An 18,749-nucleotide genomic window follows, 5' to 3' on the forward strand; every position below is an offset into this window, starting at 1 on the left:
CATGGCACGTCGCAAGAAGGTGTACGAGGGCAAGGCCAAGATCCTGTACGAAGGCCCCGAACCCGGCACCCTGATCCAGTATTTCAAGGACGACGAACAGCCCGCCAATGTCTCGCCCATCTCGGCCGCGACCGAGGGCAAGGGCGTCCTGAACAACCGCCTGTCCGAATTCTTCATGACCGGGCTGAACAACATCGGTGTGCCGACGCATTTCATGCGTCGCCTGAACATGCGCGAACAGCTGGTCCGCATGGCCGAGATCGTGCCGCTGGAGGTGGTGGTGCGCAATTTCGCCGCGGGCGGGATCAGCGAAAGGCTGGGCATCCCCGAAGGCACGCCCCTGCCCCGCCCGATCGTGGAATATTACTTCAAGGACGACAATCTCGGCACGCCGCTGGTGTCGGAAGAACATATCATCGCCTTCGGCTGGGCCAACCAGCAGGATCTGGACGATGTCGTGGCGCTGGCGCTCCGGGTGAACGACTTCCTGTCGGGCGTCATGCTGGGCGTCGGCGTGCGGCTGATGGACTTCCGCATCGAGGTGGGCCGCATCTGGGAGGGCGATTTCATGCGCCTGATCCTGGCCGATGAGATCAGCCCCGATTCCATGCGCCTCTGGGACCTGCGCCTGCCCGAACGCTCCGACGGCCAGACCCCGGACCCGGCACCGCTGGCCGATGTCTACACCGAACTCGCCCGCCGTCTGGGCGTGCTGCCGTCGAATGTGACCCATCCGGCCAAGCCGTCGGTCATCAACTGAACGCCGCCCTTGCCCCTGCGGGGCGGGGGCGCTAATGCCCTGCATATCCACGAGCCACCCGGAGCCTGCCCGATGAAAGCCCGCGTCACCGTCATGCTGAAGAACGGCGTCCTTGACCCGCAGGGCGAGGCGATCCGCCACGCGCTTGGCGCCCTGGGCTTTTCCGGCGTGAACGGCGTGCGGCAGGGCAAGGTGATTGAGCTGGACCTCGCCGCCACCGATGCTGCCGCGGCCGAAACCGAGGTCAAGGCGATGTGCGAAAAGCTGCTCGCGAATACGGTGATCGAAGGCTACAAGGTCGAGATCCTGTAAGGTTCCGTCTTTGCCCGCCCACAGGGGCTCTGCCACCGGCCCTTCGGTACCTCGAACCGATGGCGTCCCCGTTGGGCCACCCGGGACATTCATGAACAGATGAACCGCGCAAATCATTCATCTGTTCATAAATATCCTCTGGGGGTGCGGGGGGCGAAGCGCCCCCGCTGCTACCGCCGCGTCACGCGCAGCCGGATGCCGTCCTTGGCCCGCACGGTCAGCTGTGCCTGCGGCACCGGGTCCTGGCCCTTGATCCGGCTGAACCGGTAGCTGCGCACCAGCATCGCCAGGAGCAAAACCCCCTCGATCATCGCGAATCCGGCGCCGGTACAGACGCGGGGGCCGGCGGAGAAGGGTAGGAACGCTTCGCGCGCAGAGATCCGGCCCGCCGCGGTCTGCCAGCGGTGCGGGCAGAAGGCATCGGGCAGATCCCAGAGCCGTTCGTGGCGCTGCAGGTGCCATGGCGACAGCACCACCTGCGCGCCGGGGGCGACGGGGCGGCCGCGGAAATCTTCGTCCTTGGTGGTTTCCCGCACCATCATCGGCACCGGCGGATAGAGCCGCAAAGCCTCACGAAACACATCGCGGGTGTATTTCAGCCGGCCCACGGCGGCGAAATCGGGCGCATCGCCCAGCAGGTCAGCCTCCTCGGCCACCTTCTCCTGAACATCGGGACACATCGCGCAAAGATAAAGCGCCCAGGCCAAAGCCGAGGCGGAGGTTTCGTGCCCGGCCAGAAAGAAGATCGCCACCTGATCGACCATCTCAGCCGGGGTGAAGGTCTCTCCCGTCAGCGGGTCCGGCGTGGTCATGATCTTGGTGGCCAGATCGTCCGGCGCGGTGCCTGCGGCGATCTCGGCCGCCCGCGCCTCGGTCAGGTCCGTGATCAGGCGCCGGATCACCTGCGCCGATTGCAGGGTGCTGCGGCGGTGAAACCGCGGGAACCAGCGCGGCAGCGGCAGAAAGGCGGCAAGGTTCAGGATCGGCTGCGTCCGCTGATAGCGGCGGAATTCCTGAAACACCCGGGCCGCCACCTCATGTTCGATCGGGATCGAGAACAGCGTGCGGAAGATCACATCCGCCGCGGCATGGCTCATCTGCTCTTCAACCTCGACCTCCCCCTCGCCCATGCGGGCGACGGCGGCGCGGGCGGCGGCGGCCATAGCGGGGAAAGTGTCGCGCAGGCGCCCGCCCTCAAACGCGGGGTCGATGATGCGGCGCTGGCGTTTCCAGACCTCGCCATTGGTCACAAAGACCGAATTGCCCAGCAAAGGCTCCAGCCCGGCGCGGATGCGGTTCGACTTCGGGAAATCGTCCGGCCGCCCCTTCAGCACCAGATCGACGAGCTTCGGATCGTTGCACATATAGCTGCGGAAGAATGGCGTGCGGAATTCGGCCATCCACGCCCGATACAGCCGCCCGGGTTGCGCCGAGAGGATGTCGCGCCGGAAAAGCCGCAGATATCCCAGAAGGGAAACCTTGTCGGCCCGCGGTTGCGGTTTCGGCGGAACGGGGCAGCGGCCGAACTCATCCATCAGGCCACGCTTCCATAGCCGTTGACCGCGCGTTCGATGCGGCTTTTCGACGGGGGCCGGGCGGCGAACCGTTCGCGCAGGGTCAGCGGCCCGGCCGTCACGCGGAAATAGTCATATTCATCGGCACGGTCGGCCAGATTGTCGAAGGCACAGAGATATTGGAAATGCAGCCGGAACCAGCGTCGTTTCAGTGCCTGCCATTTCGCGGGCGACAGCGTGCGCGTGAAGGCGGCAGAGATCACCAGCGGCCCCTTCTTGTCCGGCGGCGCCATGCCCGAGACGCTGACTGGATCGCAGAGCGCGAAGGCGCAGCCGTCGCCGGGCGCCGTCACGTCCAGCCAGAACACCTGCTCCTGCGCCGCCATAAAGCGCAGATCGGCGCGCAGCCGCGCGGCGTTCGGCAGGAAGGACACCATCGGCACCACCTGCCCCAAGGACAGGAAGGACAGCGCGGGGCAGCGCTCCGGCAATCCCTCGCGCAGCAGATCCGCCAGAATGGACACCGCCAGATGCGCGCCGGAGGAATGGCCGACGACCAGCACCTCATCATAATCCTGATCCAGCGCGGCGCGGATCTGGGTGCGGAATTCAGCCATCCGCACCTCCAGCGCGGGCGGGTTGGCCCCGCCGGACTGCGCGGAATAGGCGTAGTCATGCATCAGATACCAGGCAAAGACCTTGTTGTCCTTCGCCTTGAACCAGCGCAGCACCAACACCGCCACAAGCGCCGCCACCGCAAGGCCAAGCGTCCAATGGGTCAGGCCCGCAATCAATGCCCCCAACGCCCAGCCCAGAAGGCAGGCCAGCGCCAGCTGCACCAGCAGAAACACGATCGGATACAGCGCCGCGATCATCGGCCCCTTGCGCAGCCGCATCAGCCGGAACAGCGCGCCGGAGCCGATATAGGCCCAGGCGGTGCGCACCAGCTGCAGATAGGTGGCGGGGATCGTGCCGGACATGCTGTCGCGCACAATATCGGACCAGACCAGCACCTCGACATCGGCCTCGGCGGAGCGGCCTTCGATCACCCCCTCCACCTGCCAACCATAGGGTCCCTTCACCTTCTTGGGGCGCAGCGTCAGGCCGTAGCCGGACAGGTCAGCCTGTTCGGCCCCCTCTTTGCGGTAAAGCTCACGATAGCGGCGGGGATGGATCGGATCATAGCCCGGCAGATAGAACACCCGGCGGCGGAAGGTCCGCGTTGCGGCCTCCTGCTCTGGCACGGCGATCTGGGGCTCGGCATCTTTCATGCGGCCCAGATTACCCGGAATTCCGGCGGAAATAAGGGGTCAGCCGGGCAAAGGCAGGCCAAGCGTCTCGAAGATCTCCAAGAGCCACCAGCTGAAATCGGTGAAGGCGCCGGTGACCATCATCAGCCCGACGATCAGGAGAAGCGCGCCCATGGCCCGCTCGATCCACTTCATATGGGGCTTCAGCCGGTTCATGACGCCCATGGCGCGTTCGATGAACAAAGCTGACAGAAGGAATGGCAGGCCCAGACCCACGGCATAAATGCCGAGAAGCAATGTGCCCCGCCCGACCGAGTCGCTTTGCGCGGCCAGGGACAGGATCGTGCCCAGCTGCGGGCCGATGCAGGGTGTCCAGCCCGCCGCGAAGGCCAGCCCCAGCACGAAGGCCCCAAGGGCCGAACCGCCACGGTCGCCCGCATCCAGCCGCGCCTCCCGGTTCAGGACCGGAATGCGGATCACCCCCAGAAAATGCAGGCCGAAGACGATGATCACGGCACCCGCGATCCGCGCGAACAGCACCTGATTCGACAGGAAAAACGTCCCGAAGGCCGAGGCGGTGAAGCCCAGAAGAAGGAAGATCACCGACAGGCCCATGACGAAGAACAGCGCAGGCAAGAGAATGCGCCAGCGTGCCGAACCGCCGCCCTTCATCTCTCCCATCGTGATGCCGCCCATATAGGCCAGATAGGGCGGCACCACCGGCAGGACGCAGGGCGACAGGAATGACAGGACCCCCGCGACAAGGGCCACAAGCGCGGCGGGGCCAAGGCTGGCCTGAAAGAGGTCGATCCCGAACATGCGCCCTGCATAGCGGGTTGGCCGCCGCGCGTCACCGGGGCGCGGCTCACTTTGCCGGGAACGCATTGTCACAAAGCGCCGCAGGCGGGTAGAAGGCGGCATGACCGAGGATGCCCCCCTTCCCGCCCGACTGCCCGCCGCCGATGAGACCGTGGATTGCGCGGGCCTTCTGTGTCCGTTGCCCGTGCTGCGCGCGAGGAAGCGCCTTCTGGCCATGGTGCCCGGTCAGGTGCTGGGCGTCCTTGCCACCGATGGCATGGCGGCGGTGGACCTGCCGCATTTCTGCGGGCAGGCCGGGCATGCGTTTCTGGGATCCCGGCCGGAAGGGGCGGCAACCCTGTATCTGATCCGTGCCGGAGCGGTGGCCGGCGCCCCCTAGTCATTCTAGGCTATGGCCTGCCTTGAGGAAGCGGCGGTTGCGTCCAAGCCCGTCTGCGCGAGGCCGGGCGGGGTGAAACCTGCCGGTTTGCACCCTGCACCGATGCGACCCGCCCTCGGACCAAGCCGGCCTGACATCCGCAACGCTATGCCGCGTTCAGACCACGACAGCCCGACAGCCTAAAACGAAAACGGACGGACCTTCCGGCCCGTCCGTCTGTTTCTGTCTCAGACCGTCTTAGCGGCCCAGCGACCACCAGCCCTTTTTGCGCGGCTTCGGCTCACCGTTGTCATCGGTCTCCTCTTCCGCGGCCACGGGCTCTGCCGGATCGGGTGCCAGCGTCTCAGCCACGGCGGGGCCGGGATCGGGCTGCAGTTCGGGCAGCACCGGCGCCACCGCGACAGGCGCATCGACAGGCGCTTCGGCCACCGGGGCGGCCGGTTCTTCCGCCGGAGTTTCAGCCGCTGCAGCAGCGGCCGCAGCTTCCTCGGCCGCTTTCGCTGCCTTGGTCTTCGACGGCGCACGGGTGCGCTTCGGCTTGGCGGGCGGTTCCACTGCCTCGACCGGCAGGCTTTCGGCGCTTTCGGGTGCCGCCTCAGCCGCCGCTGCCGCAGCGGCAGCCGCTGCTTCTTCGGCCGCCTTCGCCGCCTTGGTCTTCGACGGCGCGCGGGTGCGCTTCGGCTTGGCCGGGGCCGCTTCTTCAGGCGCGGGTTCGGCCACGACCTCCACCGGCGCAGGCGCGGCTTCCGCAACCGCCTCGACTTCGGCCGGGGCCTCGGCGGCTACCGCCGGGGTGTCATCGACGCCGTCTTCCGCGCCTTCCCCGTCGTCATCGCCATCGTCATCCTCGTCGCCATCATCCTGACCGTCGGCCCCGCCGTTCGCGGTGCCATCCTTCGATCCGCCCCGACGCCGACGGCGGCGGCGGCGCTTCTTCTTGCCCGGCGCCCCGTCACCATTGCCGTCCGCCGAAGGCGCGGCGGGCGCGGCGGCCTCATCCTCTTCTTCCTCATCGACCACATCGTCGATCAGGTCTTCCTCTTCCTCATCCACCGGGGCGCCCATCAGACCGGCATGGCCCGAGATCACCGCCGAAGGTTCGGGCACGGTGCGGGTGGCGGTCTTGAACTTCTCGATCGAGTAATCGGGCGAGACGAGCGTGGGGTCCGCCTCCATCCGCACGGCCATGCCGTAGCGGGTTTCGATCAGCGCGATATGTTCGCGCTTGTGGTTGAAGAGATAGTTGACGATGCCGACCGGCGCCTTCAGCAGCACCTCTTTCGACCGCTTGCGCGTGCCCTCTTCCTCCAGCGCGCGCAGGACCGTCAGCGCCATGCTGTCGTCGGACCGGATCAGGCCGGTGCCATGGCAATGCGGGCAGGGCTGGGTGGTCGATTCCAGCATGCCGGGGCGCAGGCGCTGGCGGCTCATCTCCATCAGGCCAAAGCCCGAGATGCGGCCCACCTGGATGCGGGCGCGGTCGGTCTTCAGCTTGTCCTTCAGCCGCTTCTCGACCGCGGCATTGTTGCGCCGCTCTTCCATGTCGATGAAATCGATGACGATCAGACCGGCCAGATCGCGCAGGCGCAGCTGACGGGCGATTTCTTCAGCGGCCTCAAGGTTGGTCTTGAGCGCGGTCTCCTCGATCGAGCCTTCCTTGGTGGCCCGGCCGGAGTTCACGTCGATGGCGACCAGCGCCTCGGTCACGCCGATGACGATATAACCGCCGGATTTCAGCTGCACGGTCGGGTTGAACATGCCGCCAAGGTAGCTTTCTACCTGATAGCGCGCGAAAAGCGGCATCGGTTCGGTGTAGCGGACCACCTGCTTCGCATGGCTGGGCATGATCATCCGCATGAAGTCCTTGGCGGTGCGGTAGCCCGCTTCGCCTTCGACCAGAACCTCGTCGATCTCGCGGCTGTAGAGGTCGCGGATCGTGCGCTTGATCAGATCGCCTTCCTCATAGATGGCGGCGGGCGCGATCGACCGCAGGGTCAGGTCGCGGACCTGTTCCCACAGCCGCATCAGATATTCGTAATCGCGGCGGATTTCCGGCTTTGTGCGCTTGGCGCCCGCGGTGCGGATGATCAGGCCGGCGCCTTCCGGCACCTCCAGCTCGGATGCGATTTCCTTCAGCTTCTTGCGGTCGGCGGCATTGGTGATCTTGCGGCTGATGCCGCCGCCGCGGGCGGTGTTCGGCATCAGGACGCAGTAACGGCCCGCAAGGCTGAGATAGGTGGTCAGCGCGGCGCCCTTGTTGCCCCGTTCTTCCTTGACGACCTGGACCAGCATGATCTGCCGGACCTTGATCACTTCCTGAATCTTGTAGCGACGCGGACGCGGGCGGCGCGGGGCGCTGATTTCCTCGGCCACATCCTCTTCGGCGACCGATTCGATCTCGTCATCGGTGTCGCTGGCGTGGTCCACGGCGCGGTAGGGCTTTTCGCCGTTGCCGTTGCCATTCCCTTCGGCCGGAGCCTCTGCAACCGCCTCGGTCCCTTCGGGGGCTGCCGCGCCTTCGGATTCGTAGGCGGCCACACCGCCATCGGCCGCGGCATCCTCAAGGTCGATCACTTCCATGCCGTCGGGCATGCCGCCGGATGCCAAATCGGCCGCTTCGGTCGCCACCGGATCGGCGGCCACCGCGGCCGTCTTGGGCGCAGGCTTGCGCGACCGGCTGCGGCGGTTGTCCTCTTCCTCTTCGGCGCGGGCCAGCGCGCGCTCTTCCTCGATCAGCGCCTTCCGGTCGGCGACGGGGATCTGGTAATAATCCGGGTGGATTTCCGCAAAGGCCAGAAACCCGTGCCGGTTCCCGCCGTAATCCACGAAGGCCGCCTGAAGCGAGGGTTCAACCCGCGTCACCTTGGCCAGATAGATATTCCCTGCCAGCTGCCGCTTGTTCAGGGTTTCAAAGTCGAATTCCTCGACCTTGTTGCCGTCCACCACGACGACCCGGGTCTCCTCCGGGTGCGTGGCGTCGATGAGCATTTTCTTTGCCATGTTCTTCCATCGCGCCCCGAACGCACAAGGCCGCCCGGAGGACCGGACGGCGGATTGAACGTTGCAGGGCGGCTTGTCTGGGCGCGGACGGCGGGCACAGGGCCGCGGACCCTGCCCGGTGGGCAGTCCTCGCGTCCTTCTGTCATGCTCGCGCGCCTCATCGCGGTTCACGTCAAGGGGACTTGCGCCCCCCGCCTTGGTCAGCCGCCTGCCCTGCCCTTCCGGGCCGCAGGTCGGCAATGGTGCACGGCCTTGCGGCCGATCCGGCTCCCCTCGGTCTGCGGCGCGGGCCAAGGCACCAGGCGTTCCGGGGGGAGAGAATTTCTCGGGCAGCGTCATGCGCGCCTTGGGGCGAAACTAAGGGCAAACCCGGGGCAAGGGCAACGGGAAATTCATCGCAACGTTACCCGGCCGTGCCCAGGCGCGCGATCAGCCCGGCCTTCCGGCACGGATCCGCCGGATCAGCCGCACCACCAGCCAGACCAGAAGCACCGCAATCGCGACCGCCCCCACCGCCAGAAGGACCAGCACGGTCAGAAGACCGTCATAGCAGCCCTGCCCCAGACATTCGGCCGCGGCAGCAGCACCGCCAGTGCCGCCGCCAGCAGGCGCATCAGACGTAATCCGCCCGCTGAAGCCCGTATTTCGCCATCTTTTCGTTCAGCGTCCGCCGCGGCAGACAGAGTTCCTCCATCACCGCGACGATGCTGCCTTTGTGCCGGCGCATGGTGTTGTCGATCAGCATGCGTTCGAAGGCTTCGACATATTCCTTCAGGGGCTTGCCCTCAGTCGTCATCGCCGGGCCGCTGGCTTCGTTGTCGGCCATCAGCAAGGACGCGATTGAGCCGGAGCCGCGGCGGTTCTGCAAAACCGCCCGTTCGGCGATGTTGACCAGCTGGCGCACATTGCCCGGCCACGGCGCCTGCATCAGCTGCGCGGCCTCCTGCGCCGTCACCTGCGGAGCATCGCAGCCGTACTCCTCGGCGAATTGCTCGGAAAGGCGGGTGAACAGCTGCAGGATATCCTCGCCCCGCGCGCGCAGCGGCGGCAGGACGATGGTCATGGCGCCAAGGCGATAGAACAGATCCGACCGCAGCGCCTGTTCCAGCGTCACATCGGGCGCGTGCTGGTTGCGGATGGCGATGATCCGCGTCTCGGGCGGGGTGCCCTGATCGTTGATGAAGGTCAGAAGCCGCGCCTGCAGGCCCTGGCTCAGCGCCTCGATATCCTCAAGGCAGAGCGTGCCGCCCCGCGCCTCTTCCACCAAGGGGATCGCGCCATCCTCGGCCGGGCCGAACAGGCGGGCGGCCAGCTGATCCTCGCTCCATGCCGCACAGGATATGGTGACGAATTTCTTCGACGCCCGCGGCCCCACGGCATGAAGCGCATGGGCGACCAGCGTCTTGCCGGTGCCGGTTTCGCCGTCGATCAGGACATGGCTGTCCGCCTGCCCCAGATCGAGGATATCCTCGCGCAACCGCTCCATCGCCGGGGACGACCCGACCAGCTTTTTCATGATGGTGGAGCCATCGGCCAGTTCCCGGCGCAAGGCGCGGTTGTCCAGCGTCATGCGCCGGGACTGGGTGGCCTTTTTCGCAAGTTCGGTCATCCGGTCGGGATTGAACGGCTTTTCCAGAAAATCAAAGGCGCCGACCCGCATCGCCTCCACCGCCATGGGCACATCGCCATGGCCGGTGATCATGATGACGGGCAGACCGGAATCCTGACCCATCAGGCGCTTCAGGAACGCCATCCCGTCCATGCCCGGCATCTTGATGTCGCTGACGACCACGCCGGAATAATCCGGGCCGATGACCTTCAACGCCTCTTCGGCCGAAGAATAGGTCTCGGTGTCGAACCCGGACAGGGCCAGCCATTGGCTGATCGAGGCGCGCATGTCCGCCTCGTCGTCCACGATCGCCACTTTCATTGCGCGTGCCATGCTTACTCCGCTGCTTCCTGTTCACGTCCGAGGATGGGCAGCTGCATCTCGAAAACCGCGCCGCCCCCTTCCCCGTTGCGGGCGGTGAGCCGGCCACCCAGATCGGTGACGATCCCGGACGAGATGGCAAGGCCAAGGCCCACGCCCTCTCCGGGTTTTTTCGTCGTGTAGAAAGGCTCAAATAGGTTATCCAGATCGCCGATGCCGTGGCCGTTGTCGCGCACGGTCAGGGTCGCCGTCTCTCCCGCCGACAGAAGAAGGTCGATCTGCGGGGATTTCACATCCTTGGTCGCATCCAGCGCGTTGCGCAGCAGGTTGATGATCACCTGCTCCAGCCGGATACGGTCGGCCATCACCATCACCTCGCGCCGGGGCAGGCCGCGGGTAATCTTGACGTAGCGGGTTTTCAGCTGCGGCTCCATCATGGCCAGCGCCGAGGAGACGCAGGCGCGCAGGTCCACCGGCTCGAACGCCTCGCCGCCCTTGCGGGCATAGGATTTCAGTTGCCGGGTGATCGCGCCCATGCGTTCGATCAGATCGTCGATCCGCTGAAAGCTGGACAGCGCCTCATCCGCGCGCTTGCGCTGCAAAAGAAGGCGTGCGCCGGCCAGATAGGTCTTCATCGCGGCCAAGGGCTGGTTCAGCTCATGGCTGACCGCGGCCGACATCTCGCCCAGAACCGCCAGTTTGGACGATTGTTCCAGCGTCTGTTCCGCCACCTGAAGGTTGGCCTCCACCTTCTCGCGCTCTGCGATTTCCCTCTGCAAACGCGCATTCAGCATCCGCAGTTCCGCAGATTCCCGCTGCAGGCTGATCGAACGCGACCAGGCCCGGCGGCTGAGCAGGTAGAAGGTGATGGACATCAGGATGGCGAAGCCCATGATCTCCAGCGCAAGGATGCCGTTCACCTTTTCCCGCACGGTGCCGTAATCGGTGAAGGTCACGATCCGCCAGCCGCGGAAGGGGATCCGCGCCTCGGTCTTCATCATCGGTTCGCCCTGAAGCCAGGCGTCGGGCTTGGACCGGGCCCAGTCGGTGCTGGCCTGAAACATCCGCGACAGGGTGGAGGTGGGTTCCGTTACTGCCATCGCCTCGGTCAGCGACTTGCCGCGCCAAAGGGGAACGGTGGTCAGGATGACGGTGCCCTCGCTGTTCGTCACCACGACGGCATCCTGCAGCCCCGACCAGGCGCGTTCGTATTTGAACAGATCGACCGAGACGACGATGACGCCCAAAATCTTGCCATCCGCCTTCAGCGCGCGGCTGTAGGTGAAATCGAAGCCAACGGAATCGCGCGGCGCAGCGGTGAAGATCGTCTCATTGGTGCGCTGCGCATCGACGAAGTAAATCTCGTTGCGGTAGCTGGTGCCCAGAACGTTGCGGTTCGTGGCACCCACCACCCGGCCCGCGCTGTCCAGAAGCCGGATCGAGGCGACGCCGATTTCCGATTGCAGGGCGATCAGCTTGGCCGAGGTGCGCGAGAAATTCCCGTCGCGCAGCGCGGCAATCAGATCAGGGTCGCGCGACAACAAAAGCGGCACGACCGAGGTCCGCTGCAATTCGCTGACCAGGTTGCCGGAATAGAGCGCGAGCCGCACATCGCTGCGGTTGCGGGTGGAATCGACGAAACGGTCCGTCAGCCAGCGGTTCGAGACGACGACCACCCCGATGGCCAGCACGACCAGCAGGACAACCGCAAGCTTCACCCGCCAGGGCAGGCCCTGCGGTGCATCTTGGCTGTCTGTGGTGCGCTCGGCAAACATCGGGCGATTCTAGGCTCTGGCCCCTGCCCCCTCAAGCCGCAGGGCCTCAGGCCAGCGCCAACCCGCCCATCAGACCCGTGAACATCGCCGCCCCGTCGGTGGAGCCGTGCAAGCCTTCGGCCGCGCGCTCGGGGTGGGGCATCAGGCCCAGCACCCGGCGGTTCGCCGACAGCACCCCCGCGATATCCCCCATCGAGCCGTTGGGGTTGGCCGTATAGGTAAAGGCGATCCGGTCGCCGTCCTGCAATTCCTTCAGGCCCGCATCGTCGATCGTGTAATTGCCGTCATGATGGGCGACGGGAATGCTGATCTCCTGCCCGGCCTTATACCCTTGCGTAAAGGCCGAGGCGGTGGTGGCGACCCGCATCCCCACGGGTTTGCAGATGAATTTCAGCCCGGCATTGCGCATCAGCACACCCGGCAGGAGCCGCATCTCGGTCAGCACCTGAAAGCCGTTGCAGATGCCAAGGACATAGCCGCCGCGGTCGGCATGGGCCTTGACCGCCGCGCTGATCGGCGATTGTGCGGCGATGGCGCCGCAGCGCAGATAGTCGCCATAGGAGAACCCGCCCGGCACGCCCACGACATCAGTGCCTTCGGGCAGGGCCGTGTCCTTGTGCCAGACGCGCGCCACCTGAAATCCGGCCTTCTCGAACGCGACGGCAAGGTCACGGTCGCAGTTCGACCCGGGGAAGGTGATGACGGCGGCTTTCATGGGCGTGGCCTCGCTGGCATTGGGATGCCGGTCCCATACACCCCCCGCGCCCGTTCTGCCAGAGTGCGATTGCGCCAGCCGTGGACCAGCCGCGCGCTCTGCCGCGCCCGCGGACGCCTCCGGCGGTGGAGTATCTGGATCAAGAGGAAGCAGCAAGGGCAGAGCCCCGCCGGTGCCCGCGGGCCGGGCTTGCGGCAGGTGCGGCGGAAAGTTACGGAAAGCCTATGACCCAGATCCCTGCCCCCCGCGGAACCCTGACCGAAAACCGCCCGCTGGCCGACCTGACCTGGCTGCGCGTCGGCGGCCCGGCCGACTGGCTGTTCCAGCCCGCCGATGAGGCCGACCTTGCCGCCTTCCTGCGCGACCTGCCCCCCGAGGTGCCGGTCTTCCCGATGGGTGTGGGGTCGAACTTGATCGTGCGCGACGGCGGCATCCGCGGCGTGGTGATCCGGCTGGGCCGCGGCTTCAACACGGTGGTGGTCGAGGGCCCGCGGGTGACCGCGGGCGCGGCGATGCTGGACGCCCATGTCGCGCGCAAGGCGGCCGAAGCGGGGCGCGACCTGACCTTCCTGCGCACCATTCCCGGCGGCATCGGCGGTGCGGTGCGGATGAACGCCGGCTGCTACGGCCATTATGTCGTCGATTTTCTGGAGGAGGTGCGGATCGTCACCCGGCAGGGCGAGGTGCAGACCCTGCCCGCCGCGGCGCTGAACCTGCGCTACCGCCAGTCCGACCTGCCCGAGGGCGCAGTGATCGTCGCGGCCACCTTCCGCGCGCCGGAGGGTGACCCCGCCGCGCTGGCCGCCCGGATGGAGGAGCAGCTGGCCAAGCGTGACGCGAGCCAGCCCACCAAGGACCGCACCGCCGGATCGACCTTCCGCAATCCGCTGGGCCGCTCCTCCACCGGGACGGCGGATGACACCCATGAGCTGAAGGCGTGGAAGGTCATCGATGAGGCCGGAATGCGCGGCGCACAAATCGGCGGGGCGCAGATGTCGCCCCTGCATGCCAATTTCATGATCAACACCGGCGGGGCCACGGCTGAGGATCTCGAATCACTGGGCGAATCAGTGCGAAAAAAGGTGTTCCAATCCAGCGGGATCACGTTAGAATGGGAAATCATGCGGGTCGGCGAACCGGCGCGCTGAAACGGACCACGGGGCACAAGACCCTGACGAAGAACGAAAACGGGGTCTACCCCCGAGAGGCAGTTACATGGCGGCGGGATCGGGCAGATTTCCCCGCGTGGCGGTATTGAAGGGCGGCATGGCTGCCGAACGCGAGGTCTCTCTCGTGTCCGGTCACGAATGCGCCAAGGCGCTGCGCGAAGCGGGATATGAGGTGGACGAGGTCGACGCCGGCCCCGACCTTCCGGCCGTGCTCTCCGCACTGAAACCCGATGTCGTGTTCAACGGTCTGCATGGCCGCTGGGGCGAAGACGGCTGTGTGCAGGGTCTGCTGGAATGGCTGCGCATCCCCTATACCCATTCGGGCGTACTGGCCTCATCCCTTGCGATGGACAAGCAGCGCACCAAAGAGGTCTACCGCGCCGTGGGTCTGCCGGTGGTGGACAGTGTCGTCGCCACGCGTGAGGCGGTGGAGGCGGGCCATGTCCTGCCGCCGCCCTATGTGGTGAAACCGTTCAACGAAGGCTCCTCCATCGGGGTCTATATCGTTCATCCCGGATCGAACGCGCCGCGCCTTGCGGCAGAGATGCCGGCCGAGGTCATGGTGGAAACCTATGCCCCGGGCCGCGAACTGACCGTCACCGTGCTGGGCGACCGCGCGCTGTGCGTGACCGACATCATCACCGACGGCTGGTATGATTACGACGCGAAATACAAGCCGGGGGGCAGCCGGCATCAACTGCCCGCGAATGTGCCGGAAGAGATCACGGCGGCCTGTCTGGACTATGCCTTGCGCGCCCATGTCGCGCTTGGCTGCCGGGGGCTGACCCGGACCGACTTTCGCTGGGACGAAAGCCGGGGGCTGGCGGGGCTGATCCTTCTGGAGACGAACACCCAGCCGGGCATGACGCCCACCTCTCTGGCGCCGGAACAGGCCGCGCATTGCGGCATGACCTTCCCGCAGCTGTGTGACTGGATGGTGAGGGACGCCTCATGCAACCGCTGATCGCCCGCCGCTCTGCTGCCGCACCCGAGGCCCGCCGCCCTGTGGCGGGCGAGGCGCGGCGCGATCCGGCGCCGACGATCTGGGCCTATCGCATGCAGCGCGTCATGCTGACGCCCTATCTGCGGGCGCTTTTGCGCATCGGCCTGCCGACCATGGTGCTGGCCTCGCTCTGCGGGCTGTATCTGGCGGATCAGGCCCGGCGTGACGGGGTGGTGCAGATCTTCACCGATCTGCGCGCCAAATTCGAACAGCGCCCGGAATTCATGGTGACCCTCGCCTCGATCGAAGGCTGCTCGGACGAGTTGGCCGAGGCGGTCCGCGCGCGGCTGCACCTGAACCTGCCGCAATCGTCGTTCGATCTGGACCTTGAGGCCGCGCGCAGCCGGATCGAGGCGCTGGACGCGGTGAAATCGGCCGATCTGCGGGTGCGCTCGGGCGGGATCCTGCAGGTGGTGATCGTGGAACGCCAGCCGGTCGCCGTCTGGCGCACGGATGAGGGGCTGACGCTGGTCGATGACACCGGCCACCGCGTGGCCAGCCTGATCGAGCGCGCCGACCGCGCCGATCTGCCGCTGATCGCCGGTGCCGGTGCCGATCTGGCCACGCCCGAAGCGCTGCAGATCCTGGCCGCCTCTGCCCCCCTCGCCCCCCGCATCCGCGGGCTGGTGCGGGTGGGTGAACGGCGCTGGAACCTTGTCCTTGACCGCGGCCAGACCATCCTGCTGCCCGAAGATGCGCCGGTGCGCGCCATCGAACGCCTTCTGGCACTGGATCAGGCCCAGCCGATCCTGGGCCGCGACCTTGTTCAGGTGGACCTGCGCCATGCGGCGCGGCCCACCATCCGCCTGACCCCTTACGCGCTGACCGAACTGCGCCGCGCGCGCGGCTTGCCCATCGTGGAGACAGACCTGTGACAGATCTTTACCAGACGCAACGCGCCATGCGGAACATGCGCCGGGCTGCCATGCAGCGGGGCGTGATCGCCATTCTGGACGTGGGCACCTCCAAGATCGCCTGCCTGATCCTGCGCTTTGACGGAGAGGCGCGGCTGCGGGAAACCGAAGGCGTGGGCCCGATGGCGGGCCAGTCGCAGTTCCGCATCATCGGCGCTGCCACCACCCGGTCGCGCGGGGTGCGCTTCGGCGAGATCAGCGTGATGAACGAAACCGAACGCGCCATCCGCACCGCCGTTCAGGCGGCCCAGAAGATGGCTAATGTCCGGGTGGACCATGTCATCGCCTGTTTCTCGGGCGCAGAGCCGCGCAGCTATGGCCTCGCCGGGGATATCGAACTGGCCGACAATGTGGTGACCGAACAGGACATCGCCCGGGTGCTGGCCGCCTGCGACGTGCCCGACCTTGGCCACGGGCGCGAGGTGCTGCACGCCCAGCCGGTGAATTTCGCGCTGGACCACCGCTCGGGTCTGGGCGATCCGCGCGGCCAGATCGGCCAGCGGCTGGCCTGCGACATGCATCTTCTGTCGGTGGACGGCGGCGCGATCCAGAACCTTCTTTACTGCATCAAGCGCTGCGATCTGGAACTGGCGGGCATCGCCTCCTCGGCCTATGTCTCGGCCATCTCCAGCCTTGTCGAGGACGAGCAGGAACTGGGCTCCGCCTGCATCGACCTTGGCGGCGGTGCCACCGGCATCTCGATCTTCATCAAGAAACACATGATCTTTTCCGACAGCGCCCGGATGGGCGGCGATCATGTCACCTCGGACATCTCGAAAGGGCTGCAGATCCCGATGGCCACGGCCGAGCGGATCAAGACCCGGCACGGCGGCCTGTTCGCCACCGGCATGGACGACCGCGAGATGATCGAGATCGGCGGCGACAGCGGCGACTGGGACAAGGACCGCCGCCAGATCAGCCGCACCGAACTGATCGGTATCATGCGTCCGCGGGTCGAGGAAATTCTGGAGGAAACCCGCGCCATGCTGGATGCCGCCGGGTTCGACAGCCTGCCCAGCCAGCAGATCGTGCTGACCGGCGGCGGCAGCCAGATCCCGGGGCTGGACATGCTGGCCGCGCGCATTCTGGGCCAGCGCGTCCGTCTGGGCCGCCCGCTTCGGGTGCAGGGCCTGCCGCAGGCCGCCACCGGACCGGCCTTTGCCAGCGCCGTGGGCCTGTGCCTCTTTGCCGCGCATCCGCAGGATGAATGGTGGGATTTCGAAATTCCCGCAGAACGTTACCCCGCACGGTCGCTGAAACGGGCCTTCAGATGGTTCAAGGACAACTGGTAACCGCAACATCCGGGAAGACGTGCGAAATCCCGCCGATTGGACGGGATTTGCCCCTACATTTTGTGGGCAATTGGCGTTTTTTTGATGACCTCCCCGGTCGATGTCGATAGAATCAGGGGAATTGCGGTGGACGCGGGCTGGGGACAGGTCCGATCTGCCCGAAGAAAAGACGAACAGCTAAAAGACGACTGCGGCGTCACAAGAAACGGACAGGCGGAACCATGGCACTCAATCTGACGATGGCGAACCAGCGCGAAGAGCTGAAGCCGCGCATCACCGTCTTCGGTGTGGGCGGCGCGGGCGGCAACGCTGTGAACAACATGATCGAGCAGCAGCTGGAAGGGGTGGAGTTCGTCGTCGCGAACACCGATGCCCAGGCCCTGCAGCAATCGAAATCGCATGCGCGCATCCAGATGGGCGTGAAGGCCACCGAAGGTCTGGGCGCGGGCGCCCGCCCCTCGGTCGGGGCCGCCGCCGCGGAAGAGACCATCGAGGAAATCGTCGACCATCTGGCGGGGGCGCATATGTGCTTCATCACCGCCGGGATGGGCGGCGGAACCGGCACCGGCGCCGCCCCGATCATCGCGCAGGCTGCGCGGGAACTGGGCGTCCTGACCGTGGGCGTGGTGACCAAGCCCTTCCAGTTCGAAGGCAACAAGCGGATGCGTCAGGCCGAAGAGGGGATCGAAGCCCTTCAGAAGGTCGTCGATACACTGATCATCATTCCGAACCAGAACCTGTTCCGTCTGGCCAACGAACGCACCACCTTCACCGAAGCCTTCGCCATGGCCGATGACGTTCTGTATCAGGGCGTCAAGGGCGTGACCGATCTGATGGTGCGCCCGGGCCTGATCAACCTCGACTTCGCCGACGTGCGCGCGGTCATGGACGAGATGGGCAAGGCGATGATGGGCACCGGCGAGGCCGAGGGCGAAGACCGCGCCGTTCAGGCCGCCGAAAAGGCCATCGCCAACCCGCTTCTGGACGAGATCAGCCTGCATGGCGCCAAGGGTGTCCTGATCAACATCACCGGCGGCTATGACCTGACGCTGTTCGAACTGGACGAGGCCGCGAACATCATCCGCGAGAAGGTGGACCCGGACGCCAATATCATCGTCGGCTCCACGCTGGACACCTCGATGGAAGGCCGCCTGCGGGTTTCGGTCGTGGCGACCGGCATCGACGTGAACCAGCAGCTGAAGCCGGAAGTGCCGGTGACGCGCCGCCCGATGGCGCAGCCGCTGACGCTGCATCCGGCGCCGGCCCCCGCCCCGGAGCCGCGCCGCGCTCCGGTGCAGCAACCGGCCTATGCGCCTGCCGCCGCGGCCTATGCGCCCGCGCCGCAACCGGCCCCTGTCCCGCAACCCGCCCCGCAGCCCATGGCTGAGGCGCCCCGCGCGCAGGACCTGTTCGACCATCACGAGGACCATTCCGGCTTTGCCCCCGCGATGGAACCCGAAGAGATGCTGGACCACGACCTGCCCCCGCCGGTCTATCGGACGCAGGCCCCTGTCCACAGCCCGGCCGTGACACGCGCCGTGCCCTCGGCCATCGAAGCGGATGCCGGCGGTTTCGTCGCGCCGAAGCCCCGCCCCGCCGGTCAGCCCTCGCCCGAGGCCTTGGCCCGGCTGCAGGCCGCCGTGTCGAAGAACCCGGCGATGACGGCACAGCGCGGCGCGGCCCAACCCGCCCCGCAACCGGCCGCCGCCCCGGCCGCAGGCGCCAAGCCGCGCTTCGGTATCGGCTCGCTCATCAACCGGATGGCGGGCCATGGCGATGCCCCGGCCGAACGTCCCGCCACCACCCGTGCGCAACCTCCCGTCACCTCTTACGATGACGAGCAGGACCGCGGCAGCGACCATGACCGGATCGAGATTCCCGCTTTCCTGCGCCGTCAGGCCAATTGATTAACAGGCA

General features: G+C 66.6%; 15 protein-coding genes. 8 read left to right on the plus strand and 7 right to left on the minus strand.

What is annotated here, in order from left to right:
• Position 1: 1 nt before the first annotated feature.
• Positions 2 to 760: a phosphoribosylaminoimidazolesuccinocarboxamide synthase gene (locus ACO2Q5_RS13555; RefSeq protein WP_423291881.1), complete on the plus strand. Its 759-nt coding sequence runs from the start codon at positions 2 to 4 to the stop codon at positions 758 to 760.
• Between the two features lie 72 nt (positions 761 to 832).
• Positions 833 to 1,072, plus strand: a complete 240-nt coding sequence (purS, locus tag ACO2Q5_RS13560) for a phosphoribosylformylglycinamidine synthase subunit PurS (protein ID WP_423291883.1) — start codon at positions 833 to 835, stop codon at positions 1,070 to 1,072.
• 170 nt (positions 1,073 to 1,242) lie between these two features.
• On the opposite strand, the gene ACO2Q5_RS13565 is transcribed toward purS, so the two are convergent.
• From ACO2Q5_RS13565 to ACO2Q5_RS13575, 3 genes are read right to left on the minus strand one after another with little or no spacing between them, the layout of a single operon-like run.
• Positions 1,243 to 2,607: a cytochrome P450 gene (locus tag ACO2Q5_RS13565; protein WP_423291885.1), complete on the minus strand. Its 1,365-nt coding sequence runs from the start codon at positions 2,605 to 2,607 to the stop codon at positions 1,243 to 1,245.
• On the minus strand, positions 2,607 to 3,857 hold the full coding sequence (locus tag ACO2Q5_RS13570) for a hypothetical protein (RefSeq protein ID WP_423291887.1): 1,251 nt from the start codon (positions 3,855 to 3,857) through the stop codon (positions 2,607 to 2,609). The genes ACO2Q5_RS13565 and ACO2Q5_RS13570 overlap by 1 nt, the downstream gene beginning before the upstream one ends.
• A gap of 39 nt (positions 3,858 to 3,896) precedes the next feature.
• Positions 3,897 to 4,655, minus strand: coding sequence for a cytochrome c biogenesis CcdA family protein (locus ACO2Q5_RS13575; RefSeq protein WP_423291889.1), 759 nt, complete (start codon positions 4,653 to 4,655; stop codon positions 3,897 to 3,899).
• A gap of 100 nt (positions 4,656 to 4,755) precedes the next feature.
• Between ACO2Q5_RS13575 and ACO2Q5_RS13580 the strand changes: the two genes are divergently transcribed.
• Positions 4,756 to 5,034 (plus strand): sulfurtransferase TusA family protein, encoded by a 279-nt coding sequence (locus tag ACO2Q5_RS13580; RefSeq protein WP_423291891.1) that lies wholly within the window; start codon positions 4,756 to 4,758, stop codon positions 5,032 to 5,034.
• 237 nt (positions 5,035 to 5,271) lie between these two features.
• Here ACO2Q5_RS13580 and ACO2Q5_RS13585 read toward each other — a convergent pair whose 3' ends face one another.
• The 4 genes from ACO2Q5_RS13585 to purQ form a co-directional block, all read right to left on the minus strand.
• Positions 5,272 to 8,034 (minus strand): Rne/Rng family ribonuclease, encoded by a 2,763-nt coding sequence (locus ACO2Q5_RS13585; protein WP_423291893.1) that lies wholly within the window; start codon positions 8,032 to 8,034, stop codon positions 5,272 to 5,274.
• A 613-nt stretch (positions 8,035 to 8,647) separates the two neighbouring features.
• Positions 8,648 to 9,976: a sigma-54-dependent transcriptional regulator gene (locus ACO2Q5_RS13590; RefSeq protein WP_423291895.1), complete on the minus strand. Its 1,329-nt coding sequence runs from the start codon at positions 9,974 to 9,976 to the stop codon at positions 8,648 to 8,650.
• Between the two features lie 2 nt (positions 9,977 to 9,978).
• Positions 9,979 to 11,739, minus strand: coding sequence for a sensor histidine kinase (locus tag ACO2Q5_RS13595; RefSeq protein ID WP_423291897.1), 1,761 nt, complete (start codon positions 11,737 to 11,739; stop codon positions 9,979 to 9,981).
• Positions 11,740 to 11,785: 46 nt separating this feature from the next.
• A complete protein-coding gene (gene purQ / locus ACO2Q5_RS13600; RefSeq protein WP_423291899.1) occupies positions 11,786 to 12,454 on the minus strand; it encodes a phosphoribosylformylglycinamidine synthase subunit PurQ in 669 nt (222 codons plus the stop codon).
• Positions 12,455 to 12,678: 224 nt separating this feature from the next.
• On the opposite strand from purQ, the gene murB reads away from it, so the two are divergent.
• From murB to ftsZ, 5 genes are all read left to right on the plus strand, one after another.
• Positions 12,679 to 13,602: a UDP-N-acetylmuramate dehydrogenase gene (gene murB, locus ACO2Q5_RS13605; protein WP_423291901.1), complete on the plus strand. Its 924-nt coding sequence runs from the start codon at positions 12,679 to 12,681 to the stop codon at positions 13,600 to 13,602.
• A gap of 67 nt (positions 13,603 to 13,669) precedes the next feature.
• A complete protein-coding gene (locus tag ACO2Q5_RS13610; RefSeq protein ID WP_423291903.1) occupies positions 13,670 to 14,587 on the plus strand; it encodes a D-alanine--D-alanine ligase in 918 nt (305 codons plus the stop codon).
• Positions 14,575 to 15,501: a cell division protein FtsQ/DivIB gene (locus tag ACO2Q5_RS13615; RefSeq protein WP_423291905.1), complete on the plus strand. Its 927-nt coding sequence runs from the start codon at positions 14,575 to 14,577 to the stop codon at positions 15,499 to 15,501. The genes ACO2Q5_RS13610 and ACO2Q5_RS13615 overlap by 13 nt, the downstream gene beginning before the upstream one ends.
• A complete protein-coding gene (gene ftsA / locus ACO2Q5_RS13620; RefSeq protein ID WP_423291907.1) occupies positions 15,498 to 16,832 on the plus strand; it encodes a cell division protein FtsA in 1,335 nt (444 codons plus the stop codon). The genes ACO2Q5_RS13615 and ftsA overlap by 4 nt, the downstream gene beginning before the upstream one ends.
• Before the next feature lie 221 nt (positions 16,833 to 17,053).
• On the plus strand, positions 17,054 to 18,739 hold the full coding sequence (gene ftsZ / locus ACO2Q5_RS13625; RefSeq protein WP_423291909.1) for a cell division protein FtsZ: 1,686 nt from the start codon (positions 17,054 to 17,056) through the stop codon (positions 18,737 to 18,739).
• Positions 18,740 to 18,749: the final 10 nt, after the last annotated feature.

The organism is Neotabrizicola sp. VNH66 (assembly GCF_049445895.1).
Taxonomy (GTDB): Bacteria; Pseudomonadota; Alphaproteobacteria; order Rhodobacterales; family Rhodobacteraceae; genus Pseudogemmobacter.